General features: G+C 68.6%; 21 protein-coding genes. 20 read left to right on the forward strand and 1 reads right to left on the reverse strand.

Features of this window, described 5'->3' with window-relative positions:
• Positions 1–96: 96 nt before the first annotated feature.
• The 20 genes from rho to ACYUED_RS30460 all read left to right on the forward strand — a co-directional run bounded on the left by rho (position 97) and on the right by ACYUED_RS30460 (position 20816).
• Positions 97–2160 carry a transcription termination factor Rho gene (rho, locus tag ACYUED_RS30365; RefSeq protein WP_491287149.1) on the forward strand — a complete coding sequence of 688 codons (2064 nt, stop codon included), beginning with the start codon at positions 97–99 and terminating at the stop codon, positions 2158–2160.
• 182 nt (positions 2161–2342) lie between these two features.
• Positions 2343–4172, forward strand: coding sequence for a trypsin-like serine protease (locus ACYUED_RS30370; RefSeq protein ID WP_491287152.1), 1830 nt, complete (start codon positions 2343–2345; stop codon positions 4170–4172).
• A 220-nt stretch (positions 4173–4392) separates the two neighbouring features.
• Complete coding sequence (locus ACYUED_RS30375; RefSeq protein ID WP_491287155.1) at positions 4393–5538, forward strand: LCP family protein; 1146 nt, start codon at positions 4393–4395, stop codon at positions 5536–5538.
• A 122-nt stretch (positions 5539–5660) separates the two neighbouring features.
• A complete protein-coding gene (rpmE, locus tag ACYUED_RS30380; protein ID WP_055625166.1) occupies positions 5661–5885 on the forward strand; it encodes a 50S ribosomal protein L31 in 225 nt (74 codons plus the stop codon).
• A gap of 106 nt (positions 5886–5991) precedes the next feature.
• Positions 5992–7068: a peptide chain release factor 1 gene (gene prfA, locus ACYUED_RS30385; protein ID WP_266521596.1), complete on the forward strand. Its 1077-nt coding sequence runs from the start codon at positions 5992–5994 to the stop codon at positions 7066–7068.
• Between the two features lie 41 nt (positions 7069–7109).
• Positions 7110–7955, forward strand: a complete 846-nt coding sequence (prmC, locus tag ACYUED_RS30390) for a peptide chain release factor N(5)-glutamine methyltransferase (RefSeq protein WP_491287157.1) — start codon at positions 7110–7112, stop codon at positions 7953–7955.
• A gap of 52 nt (positions 7956–8007) precedes the next feature.
• Positions 8008–8655: an L-threonylcarbamoyladenylate synthase gene (locus ACYUED_RS30395; protein WP_266684846.1), complete on the forward strand. Its 648-nt coding sequence runs from the start codon at positions 8008–8010 to the stop codon at positions 8653–8655.
• On the forward strand, positions 8652–9332 hold the full coding sequence (locus ACYUED_RS30400) for an arsenate reductase/protein-tyrosine-phosphatase family protein (protein ID WP_491287159.1): 681 nt from the start codon (positions 8652–8654) through the stop codon (positions 9330–9332). Before ACYUED_RS30395 ends, ACYUED_RS30400 begins: the two co-directional genes overlap by 4 nt.
• Before the next feature lie 69 nt (positions 9333–9401).
• Positions 9402–10640 carry a serine hydroxymethyltransferase gene (gene glyA / locus ACYUED_RS30405; RefSeq protein WP_491287161.1) on the forward strand — a complete coding sequence of 413 codons (1239 nt, stop codon included), beginning with the start codon at positions 9402–9404 and terminating at the stop codon, positions 10638–10640.
• 150 nt (positions 10641–10790) lie between these two features.
• Positions 10791–12119: an MraY family glycosyltransferase gene (locus tag ACYUED_RS30410; RefSeq protein WP_491287163.1), complete on the forward strand. Its 1329-nt coding sequence runs from the start codon at positions 10791–10793 to the stop codon at positions 12117–12119.
• Between the two features lie 304 nt (positions 12120–12423).
• The gene (locus ACYUED_RS30415) at positions 12424–12852 is read left to right on the forward strand and encodes a Cg1360 family ATP-synthase-associated protein (protein WP_491287164.1); all 429 of its coding nucleotides are present in this window, start codon (positions 12424–12426) and stop codon (positions 12850–12852) included.
• 225 nt (positions 12853–13077) lie between these two features.
• A complete protein-coding gene (gene atpB / locus ACYUED_RS30420; RefSeq protein ID WP_266521605.1) occupies positions 13078–13896 on the forward strand; it encodes a F0F1 ATP synthase subunit A in 819 nt (272 codons plus the stop codon).
• A gap of 78 nt (positions 13897–13974) precedes the next feature.
• A complete protein-coding gene (gene atpE, locus ACYUED_RS30425) occupies positions 13975–14214 on the forward strand; it encodes an ATP synthase F0 subunit C (RefSeq protein ID WP_266521606.1) in 240 nt (79 codons plus the stop codon).
• A gap of 51 nt (positions 14215–14265) precedes the next feature.
• Positions 14266–14814, forward strand: coding sequence for a F0F1 ATP synthase subunit B (locus ACYUED_RS30430; RefSeq protein ID WP_491294504.1), 549 nt, complete (start codon positions 14266–14268; stop codon positions 14812–14814).
• On the forward strand, positions 14811–15626 hold the full coding sequence (locus ACYUED_RS30435) for a F0F1 ATP synthase subunit delta (protein ID WP_491287167.1): 816 nt from the start codon (positions 14811–14813) through the stop codon (positions 15624–15626). The genes ACYUED_RS30430 and ACYUED_RS30435 overlap by 4 nt, the downstream gene beginning before the upstream one ends.
• A gap of 145 nt (positions 15627–15771) precedes the next feature.
• Positions 15772–17361, forward strand: a complete 1590-nt coding sequence (atpA, locus tag ACYUED_RS30440) for a F0F1 ATP synthase subunit alpha (RefSeq protein WP_491287169.1) — start codon at positions 15772–15774, stop codon at positions 17359–17361.
• Positions 17362–17382: 21 nt separating this feature from the next.
• Complete coding sequence (locus tag ACYUED_RS30445; protein WP_266521612.1) at positions 17383–18300, forward strand: F0F1 ATP synthase subunit gamma; 918 nt, start codon at positions 17383–17385, stop codon at positions 18298–18300.
• Positions 18300–19736 carry a F0F1 ATP synthase subunit beta gene (gene atpD / locus ACYUED_RS30450; protein WP_266521614.1) on the forward strand — a complete coding sequence of 479 codons (1437 nt, stop codon included), beginning with the start codon at positions 18300–18302 and terminating at the stop codon, positions 19734–19736. Before ACYUED_RS30445 ends, atpD begins: the two co-directional genes overlap by 1 nt.
• 117 nt (positions 19737–19853) lie before the next feature.
• Positions 19854–20228 carry a F0F1 ATP synthase subunit epsilon gene (locus ACYUED_RS30455; RefSeq protein ID WP_266684855.1) on the forward strand — a complete coding sequence of 125 codons (375 nt, stop codon included), beginning with the start codon at positions 19854–19856 and terminating at the stop codon, positions 20226–20228.
• A 141-nt stretch (positions 20229–20369) separates the two neighbouring features.
• Positions 20370–20816: a DUF2550 domain-containing protein gene (locus ACYUED_RS30460; RefSeq protein ID WP_266521618.1), complete on the forward strand. Its 447-nt coding sequence runs from the start codon at positions 20370–20372 to the stop codon at positions 20814–20816.
• 69 nt (positions 20817–20885) lie between these two features.
• Here the strand turns inward: ACYUED_RS30460 and ACYUED_RS30465 are convergent, their stop codons facing one another.
• Positions 20886–22718 carry a glycosyl hydrolase family 18 protein gene (locus ACYUED_RS30465; RefSeq protein ID WP_491287174.1) on the reverse strand — a complete coding sequence of 611 codons (1833 nt, stop codon included), beginning with the start codon at positions 22716–22718 and terminating at the stop codon, positions 20886–20888.
• Positions 22719–22759 lie beyond the last annotated feature (41 nt).

Here is a 22759-nt window from a genome sequence, read left to right on the forward strand (position 1 = left end):
CGCCCCGGCACGGTCCACACAGCAAGGACCGCAGCCGGAAGCACAACCGGTCGCCGAGCCAGACAGGCCGACGTCCGCTCCAGGGAAGGACCCTTCGTGAGCGACACCACCGATCTGATGGGCGCACGTGTCGAGGAGACCGCTGCCGCGCCCGCCACGGACGCCTCCGCGCCTGCCACCGGTGCAGGCTCCCGGCGGCGCCGCGGTACCGGCCTCGACGGCATGGTGCTGGCAGAGCTGCAGCAGGTCGCATCCGGCCTCGGCATCAGGGGCACCGCGCGCATGCGCAAGAGCCAGCTGATCGAGGTCATCAAGGAGGCGCAGGCGGGAGGCGGTGCCGCGGCCCCCAAGGCCGAGGACGCCGCCGAGACCAAGCCCAAGCGCCGCGCCACCTCCAAGGCTCGTACGGGCGACGACGCAGCGCCCGCCGCCGCGAAGAAGGCCGCCGCCCCGGCCGAGAAGGCCGTGGCCCAGCAGCAGATCGAGATCCCCGGCCAGCCGGCCGGAGGCCCCTCTCGCGCGAGCGAGGCCGAGCGTGCGGGAGACGACGCGCCCGCAGAGCGCCGTCGTCGTCGCGCCACCTCCGAGGCCGGCGCCCCGGCGTCGAGCACCGAGACCATCGCCGCCGAGGCGAAGAGCGAGCCCAAGGCCGAGAACCCGGCCCAGGGCCAGCCGCAGGGCGACGCCGGTGACGGCGACGGCCGCCAGGGCCGCCGTGACCGCCGGGACCGCGACCGCGGGGGTCGTGGTGACCGCGACCGCCGCGGCAACAAGGGCGACGAGCAGCAGGGCGGCCAGGGCGGTGGCCAGCAGCGCCAGGACCGTCAGGACCGCGGGGACCGGCAGCAGCAGGGCGGCGCGCGCCAGGACCGTCAGGACCGTCAGCAGCGCGACAACGGCCCGCAGGACGACGACGACTTCGATGGCGGCCGCCGCGGCCGTCGGGGCCGTTACCGGGACCGTCGTGGCCGTCGTGGCCGTGACGAGATCGGCGGCGCCGAGCCGCAGCTCGCCGACGACGACGTCCTGATCCCCGTCGCGGGCATCCTGGACATCCTCGACAACTACGCCTTCATCCGTACGTCGGGCTACCTGCCGGGTCCCAACGACGTGTACGTCTCCCTCGCCCAGGTCCGCAAGAACGGCCTGCGCAAGGGCGACCACGTCACCGGTGCCGTGCGCCAGCCCAAGGACGGCGAGCGCCGCGAGAAGTTCAACGCGCTGGTCCGCCTCGACTCGGCGAACGGCATGGCGGCCGAATCCGGGCGCGGCCGCCCGGAGTTCAACAAGCTGACGCCGCTGTACCCGCAGGACCGCCTCCGTCTGGAGACGGACCCGGGCGTCCTCACCACCCGCATCATCGACCTCGTCGCGCCGATCGGTAAGGGCCAGCGCGGTCTGATCGTGGCCCCGCCGAAGACCGGCAAGACCATGATCATGCAGGCGATCGCCAACGCGATCACGCACAACAACCCCGAGTGCCACCTGATGGTCGTCCTGGTCGACGAGCGTCCGGAAGAGGTCACCGACATGCAGCGGTCGGTCAAGGGCGAGGTCATCTCCTCGACCTTCGACCGCCCGGCCGAGGACCACACGACGGTCGCCGAGCTCGCCATCGAGCGTGCCAAGCGCCTGGTGGAGCTGGGCCACGACGTCGTCGTGCTGCTCGACTCGATCACGCGTCTGGGCCGTGCCTACAACCTGGCCGCGCCCGCTTCCGGCCGCATCCTGTCCGGTGGTGTCGACTCGACCGCCCTGTACCCGCCGAAGCGCTTCTTCGGTGCCGCGCGCAACATCGAGGACGGTGGCTCGCTCACCATCCTGGCGACGGCCCTTGTCGACACCGGGTCCCGCATGGACGAGGTGATCTTCGAGGAGTTCAAGGGCACGGGCAACGCCGAGCTCAAGCTCGACCGGAAGCTCGCCGACAAGCGCATCTTCCCGGCGGTGGACGTCGACGCGTCCGGTACCCGTAAGGAAGAGATCCTGCTCGGCAGCGACGAGCTCGCCATCACCTGGAAGCTGCGCCGCGTGCTGCACGCGCTCGACCAGCAGCAGGCGATCGAGCTGCTGCTGGACAAGATGAAGCAGACGAAGTCGAACGCCGAGTTCCTGCTCCAGATCCAGAAGACGACGCCGATGCCCGGTAACGGTGACTAGTCGCCGTTGAGGTAGCTGTTGTTTGTCGGCTGCGGGTTCGTCGTGGCTGATCGCGCAGTTCCCCGCGCCCCTTGAATGCCTGCCCTCCGCCACTTGCGTGACGGAGGGCAGGCTTTTGGCGCTGATAGGGAGGGGTGCACTCGCGCGCCCCTCCCATCACTTGTGCCCCCGGGGGAACAGTCTTGTCCACAGCCCTGTCCGGAAGTGGTCGTCACAGACGCCGGATACGTCTTGTCCTGCCCGTCGCCGCCGCCGGTGTCGTGGCGGCCGTTGCCGCCGCGCTGCTGACCTCGTCGGCGAACGCCGCGTCCTCCGTACCGACACCGACCGTCAAGCCCGCCACCGGCACCGTCTCGACCACCGTGCTGAAGAAGCGCATCGCCGGCGCGCTCGTCACCGACGGCACCGCGGGGCAGGCGACGCCGAAGTCGTCCCTCAGCGCGAGCACGACCGGCTCCTCCGTGAGCCCGTACGTCATCGGCGGCACCGACACCGCCATCACCTCGGCGCCCTGGATGGCGCAGCTCTGGTACTACGACGACCGGGGCACCGCCGACGAGAGCGACGACCTCGGCTTCTTCTGCGGCGGCACCGTCGTCTCGCCGACGAAGATCCTCACCGCCGCGCACTGCGTCAAGGACGAGAACGGCAAGAGCTACGACTGGAAGGCCTACGGCGCCGTCCTGACGGGCACCTCGCAGCTGCCGACCACCGACAGCTCCGGCAGCACCGACCTGCACGGCGGCACCGTCTCGCTGCCGCTCAGGCAGTGGAACCACCCGTCGTACAGCGCGACGACCATCAACAACGACATCGCCGTCCTCACCCTGGCCTCCCCGGTCACGGCGACGCCGCTGCGCATGACGACGTCCGGCGACACCGCCTCGTACGCCGGCGGCACCAGCGCCAGGCTCTACGGCTGGGGGCGCACCGGCTCCACCAGCCAGGACATCTCCGAGACGCTGAAGTCGACCACGCTGACCATCCACGCCGACAGCACCTGCTCCGGCGTCTACGGCACCGGGTACGTCAAGGGCCACATGATCTGCGCCGGCTCGCAGAGCGGCAGCGACACCGGCAGCAAGGCGGCCTGCAACGGGGACTCCGGCGGACCCCTGGTCGTGAACAACCGCATCGTCGGCGTCGTGTCGTGGGGCGTCGCGAACTGTGTGGAGAAGGGCTACTACAGCGTCTTCTCGAAGGTCAGCACCTACGTCGGCGCCGCCTACGCGAACGTCGACGACGCCAACCTCAGTCACACGGACGGCAAGGCCGACCTGTTCGTGCGCAGCTCCTCCACCAAGGAAGCGTTCGAGAAGGACTCCAAGGGCACGTCGCTGGCGGCACGGATCTCCCTGGGGTCGTACGACGGCGTCAACCTCGTCCTGCAGTCCGACCTGAACCGGGACGGCTACCAGGACATGGTGGTGCGCCAGAGTGCCGGCGGCGACGTCTACTGGCTGCACTACGTGCCGTCCGGCGGCTCATGGGCCAAGACGAAGATCTTCACCGACTGGAGGACCCGCACCCGCATCGTCGCGCCGGGCGACATCACCGGCGACTATCTTCCGGACCTGCTGTCGGTCGACTCCGGCGGCGCCCTGTGGATCTACCCCGGCAAGGGCAACGGCACGTTCGCCTCCCGGGTGAAGGTCGGCACCGGCTGGAACCAGTACAACTCCCTGCGCGGCAAGGGCGACTTCACCGGCGACGGCAAGACCGACCTGCTCGCCCGCAAGGGCAGCGACGGGGACCTGTACCTGTACAAGGGCACCGGCAAGTCCGGCACGGGCGCCTTCTCGGCCCGCGTCAAGGTGCGCAGCGCCTGGACCGGCTACAACGCCTTCGACGCGGTCGGCGACGTCACCGGGGACGGCCGGGCGGACTTCCTGGCCCGTACGCCCTCAGGGACCCTCTATCTGTACAAGGGTACCGGTAAGGCCACGACAGAGATCTTTGCCACAAGGGTGTCGGTCGGTACCGGTTTCCAGCAGTACGACCTCTTCGGCTGAAACAGCAGGTGAGCGAGTTACCTCCGCGCACTTTCGTGACGCTCTGTGCCCAACGTTCCACGGGTTGGGCACAGTGCGTTGTGCAACCCTGTCTCGAGTTCCTCCGTCTGACCGTACGGAGCGACGATGGTTCGGTACGACGCGCACGACGTGGATCCCGTACCGACTGGCCTGTCCCTGAAAGCAGGGGGTAACCGACCGTAACGAGAACGAGGAGCACATGTCCGCCGAGAGCACGCCGGGACCCGGCATACCGGGAGAACCCGGCAACAACGGCTCGCGCAACAGCGCCAAGGGCCGTCGCCGCAAGCCTCGCAGCAAGCGCCGTAAAGGTCTCCTGATCGCGGCCTGGACCACTGCGGGCATCGTCGTGCTCGGCGGCACCGGGGCCGGATACGTGTACTTCAAGCTCAACGGCAACATCAAGAGCGTCGACATCGACTCGGCGCTCGGCACCTCACGGCCGACGAAGGTGGACAACGGCTCGGAGAACATCCTCGTCCTCGGCTCGGACTCCCGCTCCGGCAAGAACAAGAAGCTCGGCGGCGGCGCGGACGACGGCAGCGCCCGCGCCGACACCGCGATGATCGTGCACGTGTACAAGGGCCACAAGCGGGCCTCCGTGGTCTCCATCCCCCGTGACACCATCATCGACCGCCCCGAGTGCACCGACGGCAAGGGCGTCACCCATGACGCCGCGACCGGCGTGATGTTCAACTCCGCGTACTCCACCGGCGGAGCGACCTGCGCGGTGAAGACCGTGGAGTCCATTACGGACATCCGCATGGACCACTATCTCGAGGTCGACTTCAGCGGCTTCGAGAAGCTCGTCGACGAGCTCGGCGGCGTCCAGGTCACCACGACCAAGGACATCAAGGACTCCGAGAGCCATCTGAACCTCAGGGCCGGCAGCCACAAGCTCGACGGTGAGCAGGCCCTGGGCCTGGTCCGCACCCGGCACGGCGTCGGCGACGGCTCCGACCTCGGCCGCATCCAGCTCCAGCAGGCCTTCATCAAGGCACTCGTCGACCAGGTCAAGCACATCGGCGTCTTCTCCAACCCGAAGCGGCTCTACGACCTCGCCGACACCGCCACCAAGGCCGTGACGGCCGACTCCAGGCTGGGCTCGGTCAACTCCCTGATGTCCTTCGCGAACGGACTCAAGGGCATCGGCTCCTCGAACATGCACATGGTCACGATGCCGGTCCGGTACGACCCGGCGAACCCGAACCGCGTGATCGTCGAGAAGTCGAAGGCCCAGCAGGTGTGGACGGCCCTCAAGAACGACCGGCCGATCCCGAAGGCGGCCACCGAGGGCAATGCCACGGGCGAAGCCAAGGGCGTCGTCAGCTCCGGTCGGGAATAGATCACGCGAACCCCCGGTTTTGGGGGATGGCCCCAGTCCTGGCAGACTGGTACGTCGGCTCCGGTTCACGCCTCCGCATCCCGCGGCTGCGACCCGGCGCCCTCCCGAAACTAGGAGACACCTTGAAGCGCGACATCCACCCCGAGTACGTCGAGACGCAGGTCAGCTGCACCTGTGGCGCGTCGTTCACCACCCGTAGCACGATCTCCAGCGGCACCGTCCGTGCCGAGGTCTGCTCCGAGTGCCACCCGTTCTACACGGGCAAGCAGAAGATCCTCGACACCGGTGGCCGTGTGGCCCGCTTCGAGGCCCGCTTCGGCAAGGCTGCAGCCGGCTCCAAGAAGTAGCGAGCTCCAATCCGCCGGTCCACGGCCGCGCCCTGAAACAGGCGCGCCGGGACCGGCGTTTTTGGTCGCCCGCCTTCCCCCTCTTTCCGCATTTCAGGAGCCCAAGATGTTCGAGGCCGTCGAGGAACTCGTCGGTGAGCACGCCGACCTGGAGACGAAGCTCGCCGACCCGTCGGTCCACGCCGACCAGGCCAACGCGCGCAAGCTCAACAAGCGTTACGCCGAGCTCACCCCGATCGTCGCCACGTACCGCTCCTGGAAGCAGACCGGCGACGACATCGAGACGGCGAAGGAATTCGTCGCCGACGACCCGGACTTCGCCGCCGAGGCCAAGGAACTGGAGAAGCAGCGCGAGCAGCTCACCGAGAAGCTGCGCCTGCTGCTGGTCCCGCGTGACCCCAGTGACGACAAGGACGTCATTCTGGAGATCAAGGCCGGTGCCGGCGGTGACGAGTCCGCGCTCTTCGCGGGCGACCTGCTGCGCATGTATCTCCGCTACGCCGAGCGCATCGGCTGGAAGACCGAGATCATCGACTCGACCGAGTCCGAGCTGGGCGGCTACAAGGACGTCCAGGTCGCCGTGAAGACCAAGGGCGGGAACGGTGCCACCGAGCCCGGACAGGGCGTCTGGGCCCGCCTGAAGTACGAGGGCGGCGTGCACCGCGTGCAGCGTGTGCCGGCGACCGAGTCCCAGGGCCGTATCCACACCTCCGCAGCCGGTGTCCTCGTGACGCCCGAGGCCGAGGAGGTCGACGTCGAGGTCAACCCGAACGACCTGCGCATCGACGTCTACCGCTCCTCGGGCCCCGGCGGCCAGTCGGTCAACACCACCGACTCCGCCGTGCGCATCACGCACATTCCCACCGGAGTCGTCGCCTCCTGCCAGAACGAGAAGAGCCAGCTGCAGAACAAGGAGCAGGCACTGCGTATCCTGCGCTCCAGGCTGCTCGCAGCGGCGCAGGAGGAGGCGGAGCGGGAGGCCGCCGACGCCCGCCGCAGCCAGGTCCGCACCGTCGACCGCTCCGAGAAGATCCGTACGTACAACTTCCCGGAGAATCGCCTCTCGGACCACCGCGTCGGCTTCAAGGCCTACAACCTGGACCAGGTCCTGGACGGCGACCTCGACGCGGTGATCCAGGCCTGCGTCGACGCGGACTCGGCGGCCAAGCTGGCAGCCGCGTAAGGCGCACGTACGCACGACCGAGTACGACACGGAGGACTTGCGTGAACCTGCTGCTCGCAGAGGTGGCACAGGCCACCCAGCGGCTGGCCGACGCCGGCGTGCCCTCGCCGCGCAACGACGCGGAGGAGCTCGCCGCGTTCGTGCACGGCGTGAAGCGGGGCGAGCTGCACTCCGTGAAGGACTCGGACTTCGACGCCCGCTACTGGGAGGTCATCGCCCGGCGCGAGCAGCGCGAGCCGCTGCAGCACATCACCGGGCGGGCCTACTTCCGCTACCTGGAACTCCAGGTCGGGCCGGGCGTGTTCGTGCCGCGCCCCGAGACCGAGTCCGTGGTCGGCTGGGCCATAGACGCCGTGCGCGCCATGGACGTCGTGGAGCCCCGCATCGTCGACCTGTGCACCGGCTCCGGCGCCATCGCGCTCGCGCTCGCCCAGGAGGTTCCGCGCTCCCGCGTGCACGCCGTGGAGCTGTCCGAGGAAGCCCTCCAGTGGACCCGCAAGAACGTGGAGGGGTCCAGGGTCGACCTGCGGCAGGGCAACGCGCTGGACGCCTTCCGCGACCTCGACGGCCATGTCGACCTGGTCATCTCCAACCCGCCCTACATCCCCCTGACCGAGTGGGAGTACGTCGCTCCCGAGGCGCGGGACTACGATCCCGAACTCGCCCTGTTCTCAGGGGAGGACGGCCTCGATCTCATCCGCGGGCTCGAGCGGACCGCACACCGGCTCCTGCGCCCCGGCGGCGTCGTCGTCATCGAGCACGCCGACACCCAGGGCGGCCAGGTGCCGTGGATCTTCACCGAGGAGCGGGGCTGGGCCGACGCCGCCGACCACCCCGACCTGAACAGGCGCCCCCGGTTCGCGACGGCCCGCAAGGCGATGCCGTGAGCACCCCCCAGACTCTTTCCCGGAAGTACGTGTACGAGGAGGCCCGCTAGACATGGCACGGCGATACGACACCAACGACGCGACGGACCGTACGACGGGTCTGCGCGAGGCCGCGTCCGCCGTCCGTCGTGGCGAGCTGGTCGTCCTCCCGACCGACACCGTGTACGGCATCGGCGCCGACGCGTTCTCCTCGGAGGCCGTCGTCGATCTGCTGGAGGCCAAGGGCCGGGGCCGCAACATGCCCACCCCCGTGCTGATCGGCTCCCCGAACACGCTCCACGGCCTGGTCACGGACTTCTCCGAGCTGGCCTGGGAACTCGTCGACGCCTTCTGGCCGGGCGCGCTCACGCTCGTCGCCAAGCACCAGCCGTCCCTGCAGTGGGACCTGGGCGACACCCGTGGCACCGTCGCCGTGCGCATGCCGCTGCACCCGGTCGCCATCGAGCTGCTGACCGAGGTCGGCCCCATGGCCGTCTCCTCCGCCAACCTCACCGGCCACCCGGCGCCGGAGGACTGCGACGCCGCGCAGGAGATGCTCGGCGACTCCGTCTCCGTCTACCTCGACGGCGGCCCGACGCCCGCCAACGTCCCGTCCTCCATCGTCGACGTCACCGGCCCGGTGCCGGTGCTGCTGCGTGCGGGTGCGCTGTCGGCGGACGAGCTGCGGAAGGTCGTACCCGACCTCGAGGTGGCGAATTGACGGCCCCTGACGCGGGGCGTGGCATAGGCAACGGGGAACGTGCCACGGAGATCACGACGACGTTCGTCGGGCTTCCACGCGACTGTTTCCGCATCCTCCACGTCAGCACCGGCAACGTGTGCCGCTCGCCCATCACCGAGCGGCTGACCCGCCATTACGTGACGCAGCGGCTCGGCGTGCTGGGCGGTGCGCTGATCGTGGAGAGCGCGGGCACCTGGGGTCACGAGGGCGCACCCATGGAGGCGAACGCCGAGGCGGTCCTCGCCGACTTCGGCGCGGACGCCTCCGGCTTCACGGGCCGGGAGCTGCTCGACGAGCACGTCATCATGGCCGACCTCGTCCTGACGGCTACCCGCGACCACCGGGCCCAGGTCATCTCCATGGGCCACTCGGCGGGCCTGCGCACCTTCACCCTGAAGGAGTTCACCCGCCTGGTGCGGGCGATCGACCCGGCCACCCTGCCCCCGCTGGAGGAGGGTGTGGTCGCGCGCGCGCGGGCCCTGGTCCGCGCGGCGGCGGCTCTACGCGGGTGGCTCCTGGCGCCGACGGCGGAAGCGGACGAGGTGTACGACCCCTACGGTGCCCCGCTGCCCTTCTTCCGGTCCGTCGGGGACGAGATACACCAGGCGGTGGAACCGGTCGTCACCGCGCTCACCGGTGTACCCGCAAGGGCGTAACAACCGAGCACCTCACGGGTCCCGGGCCTACATTGGTCGTACGTCACCGTCGACGCCCCGGAGCCCATCATGCCGGTCACCCATACCCTCGAGGCCGATGTCCTGCGCCGGCAGGACCCGGAGCTGGCCGAGATCCTGCTCGGTGAGCTCGACCGGCAGTCGACGACGCTGCAGCTCATCGCCGCCGAGAACTTCTCCTCGCCCGCCGTGCTGTCCGCGCTCGGCTCACCCCTGGCCAACAAGTACGCCGAGGGCTACCCCGGTGCCCGGCACCACGGAGGCTGCGAGATCGTCGACGTGGCCGAGCGCCTCGCCGTGGACCGCGCGAAGGCCCTGTTCGGCGCCGAGCACGCCAACGTGCAGTCGCACTCCGGGTCCTCCGCCGTACTGGCCGCCTACGCGGCGCTCCTGCGGCCCGGCGACACCGTCCTCGCGCTCGGCCTCCCCTACGGCGGTCACCTCACGCACGGTTCGCCCGCCAACTTCTCCGGCCGCTGGTTCGACTTCGTCGGCTACGGCGTCGACGCGGAGACCGGTCTCATCGACTACGAGCAGGTGCGCTCGCTCGCCCGTACCCACCGCCCCAAGGCGATCGTGTGCGGGTCGATCGCCTATCCCCGGCACATCGACTACGCCCTCTTCCGCGAGGTCGCCGACGAGGCCGGGGCGTATCTCATCGCCGACGCCGCCCATCCCATCGGACTCGTCGCGGGGGGCGCGGCGCCCAGCCCGGTGCCGTACGCCGACGTGGTCTGCGCGACCACGCACAAGGTGCTGCGCGGGCCGCGCGGCGGGATGATCCTGTGCGGCGCCGAGCTGGCGGAACGGGTCGACCGGGCCGTCTTCCCCTTCACCCAGGGCGGCGCGCAGATGCACACCATCGCCGCCAAGGCCGTCGCGTTCGGCGAGGCGGCGACACCGGCCTTCACCGCGTACGCCCATCAGGTGGTCGCCAACGCGCGGGTGCTCGCGGCGGGGCTGGCGGCTCAGGGGCTGGTCGTGACCACCGGCGGCACGGACACGCACCTGATCACCGCCGACCCGGCCCCCCTCGGCGTCGACGGCCGCACCGCGCGCGGCCGGCTCGCCGCGGCCGGCATGGTGCTCGACTGCTGTGCACTGCCGCACGGCGACGCCCGCGGCCTGCGGCTGGGCACGGCCGCGGTGACCACGCAGGGCATGGGCAAGGAGGAGATGGACCGGATCGCCGTGCTGCTCGCGGAAGTGTTGCGGGGCGGGACCGAGAGCCAGAAGGCGCGTGACGAGGTGCGTGAGCTCACCGGTAGATTTCTGCCGTACACCGGCTGAGCGGGGGTAGACGCACCTGCGTACACCTGGATGCGGCCTGCGTGCACAGGCACGCGTGCAACCATCGTCGCTACCCGGAAGTCCCCACTCGTATGCGTCCGTCGCTAGGGTGTGGGGCTGAGATGGCCAGCGAGACCTGTGGGGAAGCCTGTGCGTGAATATCTGCTGACGCTCTGCATCACGGCCGCGGTGACGTACCTGCTGACAGGGCCGGTACGGAAGTTCGCGATCGTGGCCGGAGCCATGCCGCAGATCAGGGCCCGTGACGTGCACCGGGAGCCCACTCCGCGCCTCGGCGGGATCGCCATGTTCTTCGGCCTGTGCGCCGGACTGCTGGTCGCCGACCACCTCACCAACCTCAGCGAGGTCTTCGAGAAGTCGAACGAGCCGCGGGCGCTGCTCTCCGGAGCGGCGCTGATCTGGCTCATCGGCGTCCTGGACGACAAGTTCGAGATCGACGCCCTGATCAAGCTGGGCGGCCAGATGATCGCCGCCGGCGTCATGGTCATGCAGGGGCTGACGATCCTGTGGCTGCCCATCCCGACCGTCGGCAACGTCGCGCTGACGCAGTGGCAGGGCACCCTGCTGACGGTGGCACTCGTCGTCATCACCATCAACGCGGTGAACTTCGTCGACGGCCTCGACGGCCTCGCCTCCGGCATGGTGTGCATCGCGGCCTGCGCGTTCTTCCTGTACGCCTACCGGATCTGGTACTCGTACGGCATCGAGGCCGCCGCCCCGGCCACGCTCTTCTCGGCGATCCTGATGGGCATGTGCATCGGCTTCCTGCCGCACAACATGCACCCGGCGCGGATCTTCATGGGCGACTCCGGCTCGATGCTGATCGGCCTGGTGCTGGCGGCGGGCGCGATCTCCATCACGGGACAGGTCGACCCGGACGCGCTGAAGCTGTTCACCGGTTCCGAGAAGGCGGCCGTGCACCAGACGGTGCCCGTCTACATTCCGCTGCTGCTGCCGCTGACGATCATCGCGGTGCCGACCGCCGACCTCGTGCTGGCGATCGTCCGCCGCACCTGGAAGGGGCAGTCGCCGTTCGCCGCGGACCGCGGGCACCTGCACCACCGGCTCCTGGAGATCGGGCACTCGCACAGCCGGGCCGTGCTGATCATGTACTTCTGGTCGGCGCTGATCGCGTTCGGTGCGCTCGGCTACTCGGTCAACTCGGCGTCCATGTGGATCGTCCTGGGCGTCGTGTTCCTCAGCTCGATCGGTCTGCTGCTGCTCCTGCTGCCGCGCTTCACGCCGCGTGCCCCGCGCTGGGCCGAGCACGTCGTGCCGCCGCGCTACCGCCGCCGCAGGGCCGTCGCCGAGTCCGCGTCGACCCCGGCGCAGTCGGCCACGGTCGAGGAGGAGCAGCGCCCTCCGGTGGCCGCCGGTGTGACGGGAGTGAACGGCGCGACCGCCCTGAGCACCCGATCGCGCTTCCTGGACCGACGCAAGGCCGGAACGCCGCGCTGACCTCGGCAAGGTAAGAATCTGACTAGAGCATTGCCAACTCGTGGGGGAGTAAAGCTCCCCAATACCAGACAAAGGCACCTGGTTTTTGCACAGACGCGCACTGCCACTCTCATGTGTGACAGCGAGCACACCAACTAGGTAAAGACCGCATCAAATAGTTTGTGATACGGTTCACGAGAACCCCCGGACAGAGCCGAAGGACCGCAGTGCGACGGTTCATTGGCCGTGAGTTCCCCTCTCGATCCGGGACTACGCTCGTCCATGACGACACCCCCCCGCCCCCTGTGAAAGCGGAGTTGCCGCCATGCCGTCCAATGACGCCCGGAACCTCTTGCAGACCGCTGTGCCCACAGCGGCTGTCGGCGCGATTGCCGTCGCCGTCAGCGCTGGGGTCGCGGGTGGCAAGGGTGCGCTCGGTGCGGCTGTCGGCACGGTACTCGCGATCGTCTTCATGGGAATCGGTCTGTACGTCCTGCAGTGGGTGGCAAAAACGCTCCCGCAGTTGTTCCAGGGCATGGCGATGATGCTCTACGTCGCCCAGCTGCTGCTGCTCATGATCTTCGTGGCCCTCTTCAAGGGCACATCTCTCTTCAGTGCCAGGGCGTTCGCGATCTCGCTCGTCGTCGCGACCGTCGTGTGGATGGCCGCACAGGCTCGCGCGCACATGAAGTCCAAGATCTTCTATGTCGATCCGGACTCCGAGAAGAGTGAGAAGACGGGGCACACGTCGTGAGAGTCAGGGGCAAGAAAAGGGCATGCAAGATCTCCTGCTATCGTCCGGTGCCAACTGCGGCATTGCGGGCGCGGGTATCCGAGCTGACGCCTGCTCAATTGCGAGGCTCGAAGCCCCCCAGCCGCCCTCACATCCGTAACACCAGTCCGGTGCCGACCCGCGGCAGCATGCCGCGCCGACACAACGAGGTTGCCGTACCCATGCGTCACGCCGAAGGAGCCCGCGGTGAGTGCTGACCAGACCACGCTCGCCTTTGACTGGAGTTGCCGCGTCTTCGCTGACAACGGCTGCGGATTTCCGTCGCCGGGCCTCAACTCCTTCATCTTCAAGCCGATGTTCACGGCCGGTGGCATCGAGTTCGACAAGCCGATGCTTCTCGCCCTGGTGACCACTGTCGTGGTGATCGGCTTCTTCTGGGCGGCGTTCGGCAAGGCCAAGGTGATCCCGGGCAAGCTCCAGATGGTCGGCGAGGCCGGCTACGACTTCGTGCGCCGCGGCATCGTCTACGAGACGCTGGGCAAGCGCGAGGGCGAGAAGTACGTCCCGCTCATGGTCTCGCTGTTCTTCTTCATCTGGATCATGAACCTGTGGTCGATCGTCCCGGTCGCCCAGTTCCCGGTGACGTCGATCATCGCCTACCCCGCCGCCATGGCCGGGATCGTCTACGTGACGTGGATGATCCTGACCTTCCGCAAGCACGGCTTCGTGGGCGGGTTCAAGAACCTCACCGGTTACGACAAGTCGCTCGGAGCGGTGCTTCCGCTCGTCGTGATCATCGAGTTCTTCTCGAACGTCCTGGTCCGGCCGTTCACGCACGCCGTACGACTGTTCGCCAACATGTTCGCCGGTCACCTGCTGCTCGTGATGTTCACGGTCGCCAGCTGGTACCTGATGAACAGCTGGCTTGTCGCGGCCGGTGCGGTGTCGTTCGCCATGGCCATGGTCATGATCCTGTTCGAGCTCTTCGTCCAGGCCGTCCAGGCGTACGTCTTCGTCCTCCTGGCCTGCTCCTACGTTCAGGGCGCTCTCGCCGAGCACCACTGAGCCTTCGTCCGTACCGCCCCCTCACCAGACGTCCGGTGGCCAACCCCCACCGGTCCTTGAAAGAGAAGGAAAATCAGCATGGCTGCCACTGAGACCCTCGCCGCCGTCACCGGCTCCGTCGCCTCCGTCGGCTACGGCCTCGCCGCCATCGGCCCCGGCATCGGCATCGGCATCATCTTCGGCAACGGCACCCAGGCCCTCGCCCGCCAGCCCGAGGCGGCCGGTCTGATCCGCGCCAACCAGATCCTGGGCTTCGCCTTCTGTGAGGCGCTCGCCCTCATCGGCATCGTCATGCCGTTCGTGTTCGGCTACAAGTAAGCCGCTGGCGAGCGACACAACCTTTAAGGGAAAGGCACTGATGACATGCAGCTGACACAACAGCTGGTGCAGCTGGCGGCGGAGGAGGAGCAGAATCCCCTCATCCCGCCGGGCCCCGAGCTGGTCATCGGCCTCGTCACTTTCGCCATCGTCTTCTTCTTCCTCACCAAGAAGCTGCTCCCGAGCATCAACCGGGTTCTGGAAGAGCGCCGCGAGGCGATCGAAGGTGGCATCGAGAAGGCCGAGGCGGCTCAGGTCGAGGCCCAGAGCGTCCTTGAGCAGTACAAGGCCCAGCTCGCCGAGGCTCGGCACGAGGCCGCGCGTCTGCGCCAGGAGGCGCAGGAGCAGGGTGCCGCGCTCATCACCGAGATGCGAGCCGAAGGCCAGCGGCAGCGCGAGGAGATCGTCGCCGCCGGTCACGCGCAGATCGAGGCAGACCGCAAGGCCGCCGCGTCCGCGCTGCGGCAGGACGTCGGTCACCTCGCGACCGAGCTGGCCGGCAAGCTCGTCGGCGAGTCCCTCGAGGACCACGCCCGGCAGAGCCGTGTCATCGACCGCTTCCTCGAGGACCTTGAGGAGAAGGCCGAGGCCACCCGATGAACGGAGCGAGCCGCGAGGCCCTGGCAGCCGCACGCGAGCGTCTCGACGCGCTGACGGACGCGACGTCCGTCGACGCGACGCAGCTCGCCGACGAGCTGGCCGCCGTCACCGCGCTGCTCGACCGCGAGGTGTCGCTGCGTCGGGTCCTGACCGACCCGGCGCAGGCCGGTGAGGCCAAGGCCGAGCTGGCCCAGCGTCTGCTCGGCTCTCAGGTCGGCGGGGCGACCGTCGACCTGGTGTCCGGCATGGTGCGCTCGCGCTGGTCGCAGTCGCGTGACCTGGTGGACTCGCTGGAGGAGCTGGCGAACACCGCCGAGCTCACCGCGGCCCAGCAGGCGGGCTCGCTCGACGACGTCGAGGACGAGCTGTTCCGGTTCGGCCGGATCGTCTCCTCGAACACCGAGCTGCGCGCCGCGCTGACCGACCGCAAGGCCACCACCACCGCCAAGGTCGAGCTGCTGCACCGGCTGCTCGGCGGGCGGGCCGCCGCGACGACCGAGCGTCTTGTGACGCGCCTTGTCACCGCTCCGCGGGGACGTAGCCTGGAGTCGGGACTGGAGTCCCTGTCCAAGCTCGCCGCCGAGCGCCGGGAGCGTCTGGTCGCCGTCGTCACCTCGGCGGTGCCGCTGAGTGACTCGCAGAAGCAGCGCCTGGGCGCCGCTCTCGCGAAGCTCTACGGCCACAAGATGCACCTCAACATCGACGTGGACCCCGAGGTCCTCGGCGGGATCCGGGTGCAGGTCGGCGACGAGGTCATCAACGGCTCGATCGCGGACCGCATCGAGGACGCCGGCCGCCGACTGGCGGGCTAGCAGCAACCTCACAAGCAGAACAGCAGCACAGCAGTACCGCAGTACGTACCTACGGCCCGGTTGGGCCGTGCAGAGGATTCCTGGGGGTCGCCCCCAGACCCCCAAGTTGAAACTTCGGGCCCAACAAGGAGAGCAGGGAACCCAGATGGCGGAGCTCACGATCCGGCCGGAGGAGATCCGGGACGCGCTGGAGAACTTCGTCCAGTCGTACAAGCCGGACGCGGCCTCGCGCGAGGAGGTCGGTACGGTCACCCTTGCCGGCGACGGCATCGCGAAGGTCGAGGGCCTGCCCTCGGCCATGGCCAACGAACTGCTGAAGTTCGAGGACGGCACCCTCGGTCTTGCGCTCAACCTCGAAGAGCGCGAGATCGGTGCCATCGTCCTCGGTGAGTTCAGCGGCATCGAGGAGGGTCAGCCGGTGCAGCGCACCGGTGAGGTGCTCTCCGTGGCAGTCGGCGAGGGCTACCTCGGCCGCGTGGTCGACCCGCTCGGCAACCCGATCGACGGCCTCGGCGAGATCGAGACCACCGGCCGCCGCGCCCTTGAGCTGCAGGCTCCGGGCGTCATGGCCCGTAAGTCGGTGCACGAGCCGATGGAGACCGGCTACAAGGCCGTCGACGCGATGACCCCGATCGGCCGTGGCCAGCGTCAGCTGATCATCGGTGACCGTCAGACCGGCAAGACCGCCCTGGCCGTCGACACGATCATCAACCAGCGTGACAACTGGCGCTCGGGCGACCCGAAGAAGCAGGTCCGCTGCGTCTACGTCGCCATCGGCCAGAAGGGCTCGACCATCGCCTCCGTGCGTGGTGCCCTCGAAGAGGCCGGCGCGCTGGAGTACACGACCATCGTCGCCGCCCCGGCGTCCGACCCGGCCGGCTTCAAGTACCTGGCGCCGTACACCGGTTCGGCCATCGGCCAGCAGTGGATGTACGAGGGCAAGCACGTCCTCATCATCTTCGACGACCTCTCGAAGCAGGCCGACGCCTACCGCGCCGTGTCCCTGCTGCTGCGCCGCCCGCCGGGCCGTGAGGCCTACCCGGGTGACGTCTTCTACCTGCACTCCCGTCTGCTGGAGCGCTGCGCGAAGCTCTCGGACGAGCTGGGTGCCGGTTCGATGACGGGTCTGCCGATCGTCGAGACGAAGGCCAACGACGTCTCCGCGTTCATCCCGACCAACGTCATCTCCATCACCGACGGCCAGTGCTTCCTGGAGTCGGACCTCTTCAACGCCGGTCAGCGCCCCGCGCTGAACGTCGGTATCTCCGTCTCCCGAGTCGGTGGTTCCGCGCAGCACAAGGCGATGAAGCAGGTCTCCGGCCGCCTCCGCCTCGACCTCGCCCAGTACCGTGAGCTGGAGGCGTTCGCCGCCTTCGGTTCCGACCTGGACGCCGCGTCGAAGTCGCAGCTGGAGCGCGGTCAGCGCCTGGTCGAGCTGCTGAAGCAGGCGCAGTACCAGCCGATGCCGACCGAGAACCAGGTCGTCTCCGTGTGGGCCGGTACCACCGGCAAGATGGACGACGTCCCGGTCGCCGACATCCGCCGCTTCGAGAAGGAGCTGCTGGAGTACCTGCACCGCAAGGAGCAGGGCCTCATGACCTCCATCAAGGAGGGCGGCAAGATGTCGGACGACACCCTCACCGCTGTTGCCGACGCGATCGCCGAGTTCAAGAAGCAGTTCGAGACCTCGGACGGCAAGCTTCTCGGCGAGGACGCCCCGGCCGCGGCCAAGTGACGTAAGGAAGGGACCTGACTCATGGGAGCCCAGCTCCGGGTCTACAAGCGTCGCATCCGATCCGTCACCGCGACCAAGAAGATCACCAAGGCGATGGAGATGATCGCCGCCTCGCGCGTCGTCAAGGCGCAGCGCAAGGTGGCGGCCTCCACGCCGTACGCGACCGAGCTCACCCGCGCGGTCACGGCGGTCGGAACCGGTTCGAACACGAAGCACGCGCTGACCACGCAGGCCGAGACGGTCACCCGGTCCGCCGTGCTGCTCCTCACGAGCGACCGCGGACTGGCCGGCGCCTTCAACTCCAACGCCATCAAGGTCGCCGAGCAGCTGACGGCGCGCCTTGAGGCGGAGGGCAAGGAGGTCGACACGTACATCGTCGGCCGCCGCGGTCTGGCCCACTACAACTTCCGCGAGCGCAAGGTCGTGGAGTCGTGGTCGGGCTTCACCGACGAGCCCACGTACGCGGACGCCAAGAAGGTCGCGGGTCCGCTGATCGAGGCCATCGAGACCGAGACGGCCGAGGGTGGTGTGGATGAACTCCACATCGTCTTCACCGAGTTCGTGTCGATGATGACGCAGACGGCGCTCGACGACCGTCTGCTGCCGCTCAGCCTCGAAGAGGTGGCGAAGGAGGCAGCCCCCAAGGGCGAGATCCTTCCGCTGTACGACTTCGAGCCGTCGGCCGAGGACGTCCTCGACGCCCTGCTGCCGCGCTACGTCGAGAGCCGTATCTACAACGCGCTGCTTCAGTCGGCCGCCTCCAAGCACGCCGCCACGCGCCGTGCGATGAAGTCGGCCACCGACAACGCGGGAGAGCTCATCACCACGCTCTCCCGACTTGCCAACGCGGCCCGCCAGGCCGAAATCACCCAGGAAATCAGCGAGATCGTCGGTGGCTCCGCAGCCCTGGCCGACGCGACCGCGGGGAGTGACAGGTAATGACGACGACAGTTGAGACGGCCGTTGCCACGGGCCGCGTCGCCCGGGTCATCGGCCCGGTCGTCGACGTGGAGTTCCCCGTCGACGCGATGCCGGACATCTACAACGCCCTGCACGTAGAGGTCGCCGACCCGGCGAACGAGGGCGAGAAGAAGACGCTGACCCTGGAGGTCGCCCAGCACCTGGGTGACGGCCTGGTCCGCACCATCTCCATGCAGCCCACCGACGGTCTGGTCCGCCAGGCCACCGTCACCGACACCGGCACGGGCATCACCGTCCCGGTCGGCGACTTCACCAAGGGCAAGGTGTTCAACACCCTCGGTGAGGTGCTGAACGTCGACGAGCAGTACGAGGGCGAGCGCTGGTCCATCCACCGCAAGGCCCCGCGCTTCGACGAGCTCGAGTCGAAGACCGAGATGTTCGAGACCGGCGTCAAGGTCATCGACCTCCTCACCCCGTACGTCAAGGGTGGAAAGATCGGCCTGTTCGGCGGTGCCGGCGTCGGCAAGACGGTGCTCATCCAGGAGATGATCTACCGCGTCGCCAACAACCACGACGGTGTCTCCGTGTTCGCCGGTGTCGGCGAGCGCACTCGTGAGGGCAACGACCTCATCGAGGAGATGGCGGACTCGGGCGTCATCGACAAGACCGCCCTGGTCTTCGGTCAGATGGACGAGCCCCCGGGCACCCGTCTGCGCGTGGCCCTCGCGGGTCTGACCATGGCGGAGTACTTCCGCGATGTGCAGAAGCAGGACGTGCTGTTCTTCATCGACAACATCTTCCGCTTCACGCAGGCCGGTTCCGAGGTCTCGACCCTGCTCGGCCGTATGCCCTCCGCGGTGGGTTACCAGCCGAACCTGGCCGACGAGATGGGTCTCCTCCAGGAGCGCATCACCTCGACCCGTGGTCACTCGATCACCTCGATGCAGGCGATCTACGTCCCCGCGGACGACCTGACCGACCCGGCCCCGGCCACCACCTTCGCCCACCTCGATGCGACGACGGTTCTGTCCCGTCCGATCTCCGAGAAGGGCATCTACCCGGCCGTGGACCCGCTGGACTCCACGTCCCGGATCCTGGACCCCCGCTACATCGCGGCGGACCACTACAACACCGCGATGCGCGTCAAGACGGTCCTCCAGAAGTACAAGGACCTGCAGGACATCATCGCGATCCTCGGTATCGACGAGCTGGGCGAGGAGGACAAGCTCACCGTCCACCGTGCCCGTCGCGTGGAGCGCTTCCTGTCCCAGAACACCCACGTCGCCAAGCAGTTCACCGGCGTCGACGGGTCGGACGTTCCGCTGGACGAGTCGATCACCGCGTTCAACGCGATCTGCGACGGCGAGTACGACCACTTCCCGGAGCAGGCGTTCTTCCTGTGCGGTGGCATTGAGGACCTCAAGGCCAACGCCAAGGAGCTGGGCGTCTCCTGAACTCGGACCGCTGAGTTCGTCTGAGGGGGCGGGGCTCGTCCCGCCCCCTCTTCCACGCCCACTAGACTTGTAACCAACACCCGGCCGAACAGCCGGGTGGTGACCCGAGGAGCCACCTTGGCTGCTGAGCTGCACGTCGCGCTGGTCGCGGCCGACCGAGAGGTCTGGTCCGGCGAGGCCACTCTGGTCGTCGCGCGCACCACGTCCGGCGACATCGGCGTCATGCCCGGTCACCAGCCGCTGCTAGGTGTGCTGGAGTCGGGCCCGGTGACCATCCGTACGAGTGATGGCGGAACCGTCATCGCCGCGGTGCACGGCGGTTTCATCTCGTTCGCGGACGACAAGCTGTCGCTGCTGGCCGAGATCGCCGAGCTGTCCGACGAGATCGACGTCCAGCGCGTGGAGCGCGAGCTCGAGCGCGCGAAGGCGGAGGGCGACGCCGCCGCCGAGCGTCGCGCGGACGTACGACTGCGTGCGGCGACGACGAGCTGAACCCGCGCAGAGCTGCATGACGTCACTCAGCCGCGGCCGGCACCGGAGCAATCCGGAGCCGGCCGCGGCTGAGGCAGATATAGGTGTTTTTTCCGTTCCGTTACCTATTTCGGTACCTAGGAGACGAGGAGGTCGGTGTCGATGGTCCTCGCTCTGACTGTGTGCGGAGTCGTTGTCGCCCTTGTGGTGCTGGCGCTGTTCGTCTTCGGCCTGCGCCGCAGACTGATCCAGCGCTCCGGGGGCACCTTCGACTGTTCGCTGCGCTGGGACGTCCCGGAGAAATCCGACACGAACGGAAAAGGCTGGAGCTACGGTGTCGCCCGCTACAACGGCGACCGCATCGAGTGGTACCGCGTCTTCTCCTACGCCTACCGCCCACGCCGTGTCCTGGAACGCGCCGCCATCGAGGTCGCCGGCCGCCGTCTCCCGGAAGGTGAGGAGGAGCTGGCCCTCCTCTCCGACGCGGTCATCCTGACCTGTCTGCACCGGGGCACGCGCCTCGAACTCGCCATGAGCGACGACGCGCTGACCGGGTTCCTCGCCTGGCTGGAGGCAGCCCCGCCCGGACAACGAGTGAATGTGGCGTAGCCTCATCCACTCGTTGGGCGGGGGTCCCCCGGACGAAGTCCGGGGGAGCGTCAATGGTGACTGACGGGCCTACCGCAGCCCGCTGTTGATGGCGCTCACCAGCTCGCCGTTGCCGGTGTCGCCGCTGAACTCCCAGAAGAACGCGCCGCCGAGGCCCTGGGACTTGGCCCAGCTCATCTTTCCGGTGATCGTCGACGGGGTGTCGTACGACCACCAGTTGCTGCCGCAGTGCGCGTAGGCCGTGCCGGCGATGGTCCCGGTGGCCGGGCAGGACGTCTTGAGGACCTTGTAGTCCTCGATGCCCTGCTCGTACGTCCCCGCTGCCGGACCCGTGGCGGTGCCGCCCGGGGCGTCCTGGGTCACGCCCGTCCAGCCGCGGCCGTAGAAGCCGATGCCGATGAGCAGCTTGCTCGCGGGGACGCCCTTCGCCTTGTACTTGGCGATCGCGTCGGCCGTGGTGAAGCCGGGGGTCGGGATGCCTGCGTAGGAGGTGAGCGGCGAGTGCGGGGCGGTCGGGCCGTCCGCGTCGAAGGCGCCGAAGAAGTCGTACGTCATCACGTTGTACCAGTCGACGTACTGGGCGGCGCCCGCGTAGTCGGCGGCGTCGATCTTGCCGCCGGAGGTGCCGTCGGCCGTGGTGGCGGCGGTGACCAGGTTGTTCGCGCCGAACTTGGCGCGCAGGGCCTGCATCAGGTTCTTGTAGGCCGCGGCCCCGCTGGTGTCGCAGCTCAGGCCGCAGGCGTTCGGGTACTCCCAGTCGATGTCGATGCCGTCGAAGACGTCGGCCCAGCGCGGGTCCTCGACCAGGTCGTAGCAGGACTGCGCGAAGGCCGCCGGGTTCTTGGCCGCCTCGCCGAAGCCGCCGGACCAGGTCCAGCCGCCGAAGGACCACAGCACCTTGATGTTCGGGTACTTGGCCTTGAGCTCGCGCAACTGGTTGAAGTTGCCGCGCAGCGGCTGGTCCCAGGTGTCCGCGACGCCGCTGACGGACTGGTCGGCGGTGAAGGCCTTGTCGTAGTCGGCGTAGGAGTCGCCGATCGCGCACTTGCCGCCGGTGACGTTGCCGAAGGCGTAGTTGATGTGCGTGATCTTCGATGCGGAGCCGGACGTCACCAGGTTCTTGACGTTGTAGCCCCGGCCGTAGATGCCCCACTCGGTGAAGTAGCCGAGCTTGACCTTGCCGCCGGCCGGGGGCGGGTCGGTGGTGCCGCCCGTGGTGTGCACGGCGACCGCGCCGCTCGCCGGGCCGGTCTGGTCGGCGCTGTCACGGGCCCGGACGGTGTAGGAGTAGTCGCTGCCGGCGCTCAGGCCGGTGTCGGTGTACGAGGTCGTCGTCACCGTGGCGACCTTGGCGCCGTCGCGCAGGACGTCGTAGTTCTTGATGCCCTTGTCGTCGGTGGCGGCCGACCAGCCGAGCCTCACGGACGTGTCGGTGATGCCGGAGGCGGTGGGGGTGCCCGGTGCGGAGGGTGCCGCGTCGCCCGGGACCGTCGTGCCGTCACAACTGTCGCCGTTCAGCTTGCAGTTGGCGGGGGAGCCGGTGCCCGCGCCGTTGAAGCCGAAGGAGACGGAGGCGCCGGGGGCGATCGAGCCGTTGTAGGACTTGTTCCTGGCGGTCCAGTGGGTGCCGGAGGACGTGACGTCGGCGTCCCAGGCCGAGGTGACGGACGTACCGGAGGGGAAGTCCCACTCGATCGTCCAGGAACTGACTGCGGTGGTACCGGTGTTCTTCACCGTCCATCTGCCTTCGAAGCCGGTGCCCCAGTCCTGGGTCTTGGCGTAGGTCGCCGTGGCGCCGGAAGAGTCTGCCGCGGCCTGGGCGGGGCTCCCGAGGCCGACCAGACCGGCCAGTGGGAGCAGCAGGGTCGCCAGCCCTGCCGTAGCTCTGTGTCTGAAGCGCATGCTGCGCCTCCTCTTTTCAAGAAGCGGTGGGGGCGCGACTG

Source organism: Streptomyces sp. DF42, from assembly GCF_058267695.1.

Excerpts from the sequence above, each read along its gene's own strand:
- ACYUED_RS30375 (WP_491287155.1), top strand. The coding sequence starts at position 4,393 with ATGTCCGCCGAGAGCACGCCGGGACCCGGCATACCGGGAGAACCCGGC.
- prfA (WP_266521596.1), top strand. The coding sequence starts at position 5,992 with ATGTTCGAGGCCGTCGAGGAACTCGTCGGTGAGCACGCCGACCTGGAG.
- ACYUED_RS30395 (WP_266684846.1), top strand. The coding sequence starts at position 8,008 with ATGGCACGGCGATACGACACCAACGACGCGACGGACCGTACGACGGGT.
- glyA (WP_491287161.1), top strand. The coding sequence starts at position 9,402 with ATGCCGGTCACCCATACCCTCGAGGCCGATGTCCTGCGCCGGCAGGAC.
- ACYUED_RS30415 (WP_491287164.1), top strand. The coding sequence starts at position 12,424 with ATGCCGTCCAATGACGCCCGGAACCTCTTGCAGACCGCTGTGCCCACA.
- atpE (WP_266521606.1), top strand. The coding sequence starts at position 13,975 with ATGGCTGCCACTGAGACCCTCGCCGCCGTCACCGGCTCCGTCGCCTCC.
- ACYUED_RS30435 (WP_491287167.1), top strand. The coding sequence starts at position 14,811 with ATGAACGGAGCGAGCCGCGAGGCCCTGGCAGCCGCACGCGAGCGTCTC.
- atpA (WP_491287169.1), top strand. The coding sequence starts at position 15,772 with ATGGCGGAGCTCACGATCCGGCCGGAGGAGATCCGGGACGCGCTGGAG.
- ACYUED_RS30445 (WP_266521612.1), top strand. The coding sequence starts at position 17,383 with ATGGGAGCCCAGCTCCGGGTCTACAAGCGTCGCATCCGATCCGTCACC.
- atpD (WP_266521614.1), top strand. The coding sequence starts at position 18,300 with ATGACGACGACAGTTGAGACGGCCGTTGCCACGGGCCGCGTCGCCCGG.
- ACYUED_RS30460 (WP_266521618.1), top strand. The coding sequence starts at position 20,370 with ATGGTCCTCGCTCTGACTGTGTGCGGAGTCGTTGTCGCCCTTGTGGTG.
- ACYUED_RS30465 (WP_491287174.1), bottom strand. The coding sequence starts at position 22,718 with ATGCGCTTCAGACACAGAGCTACGGCAGGGCTGGCGACCCTGCTGCTC.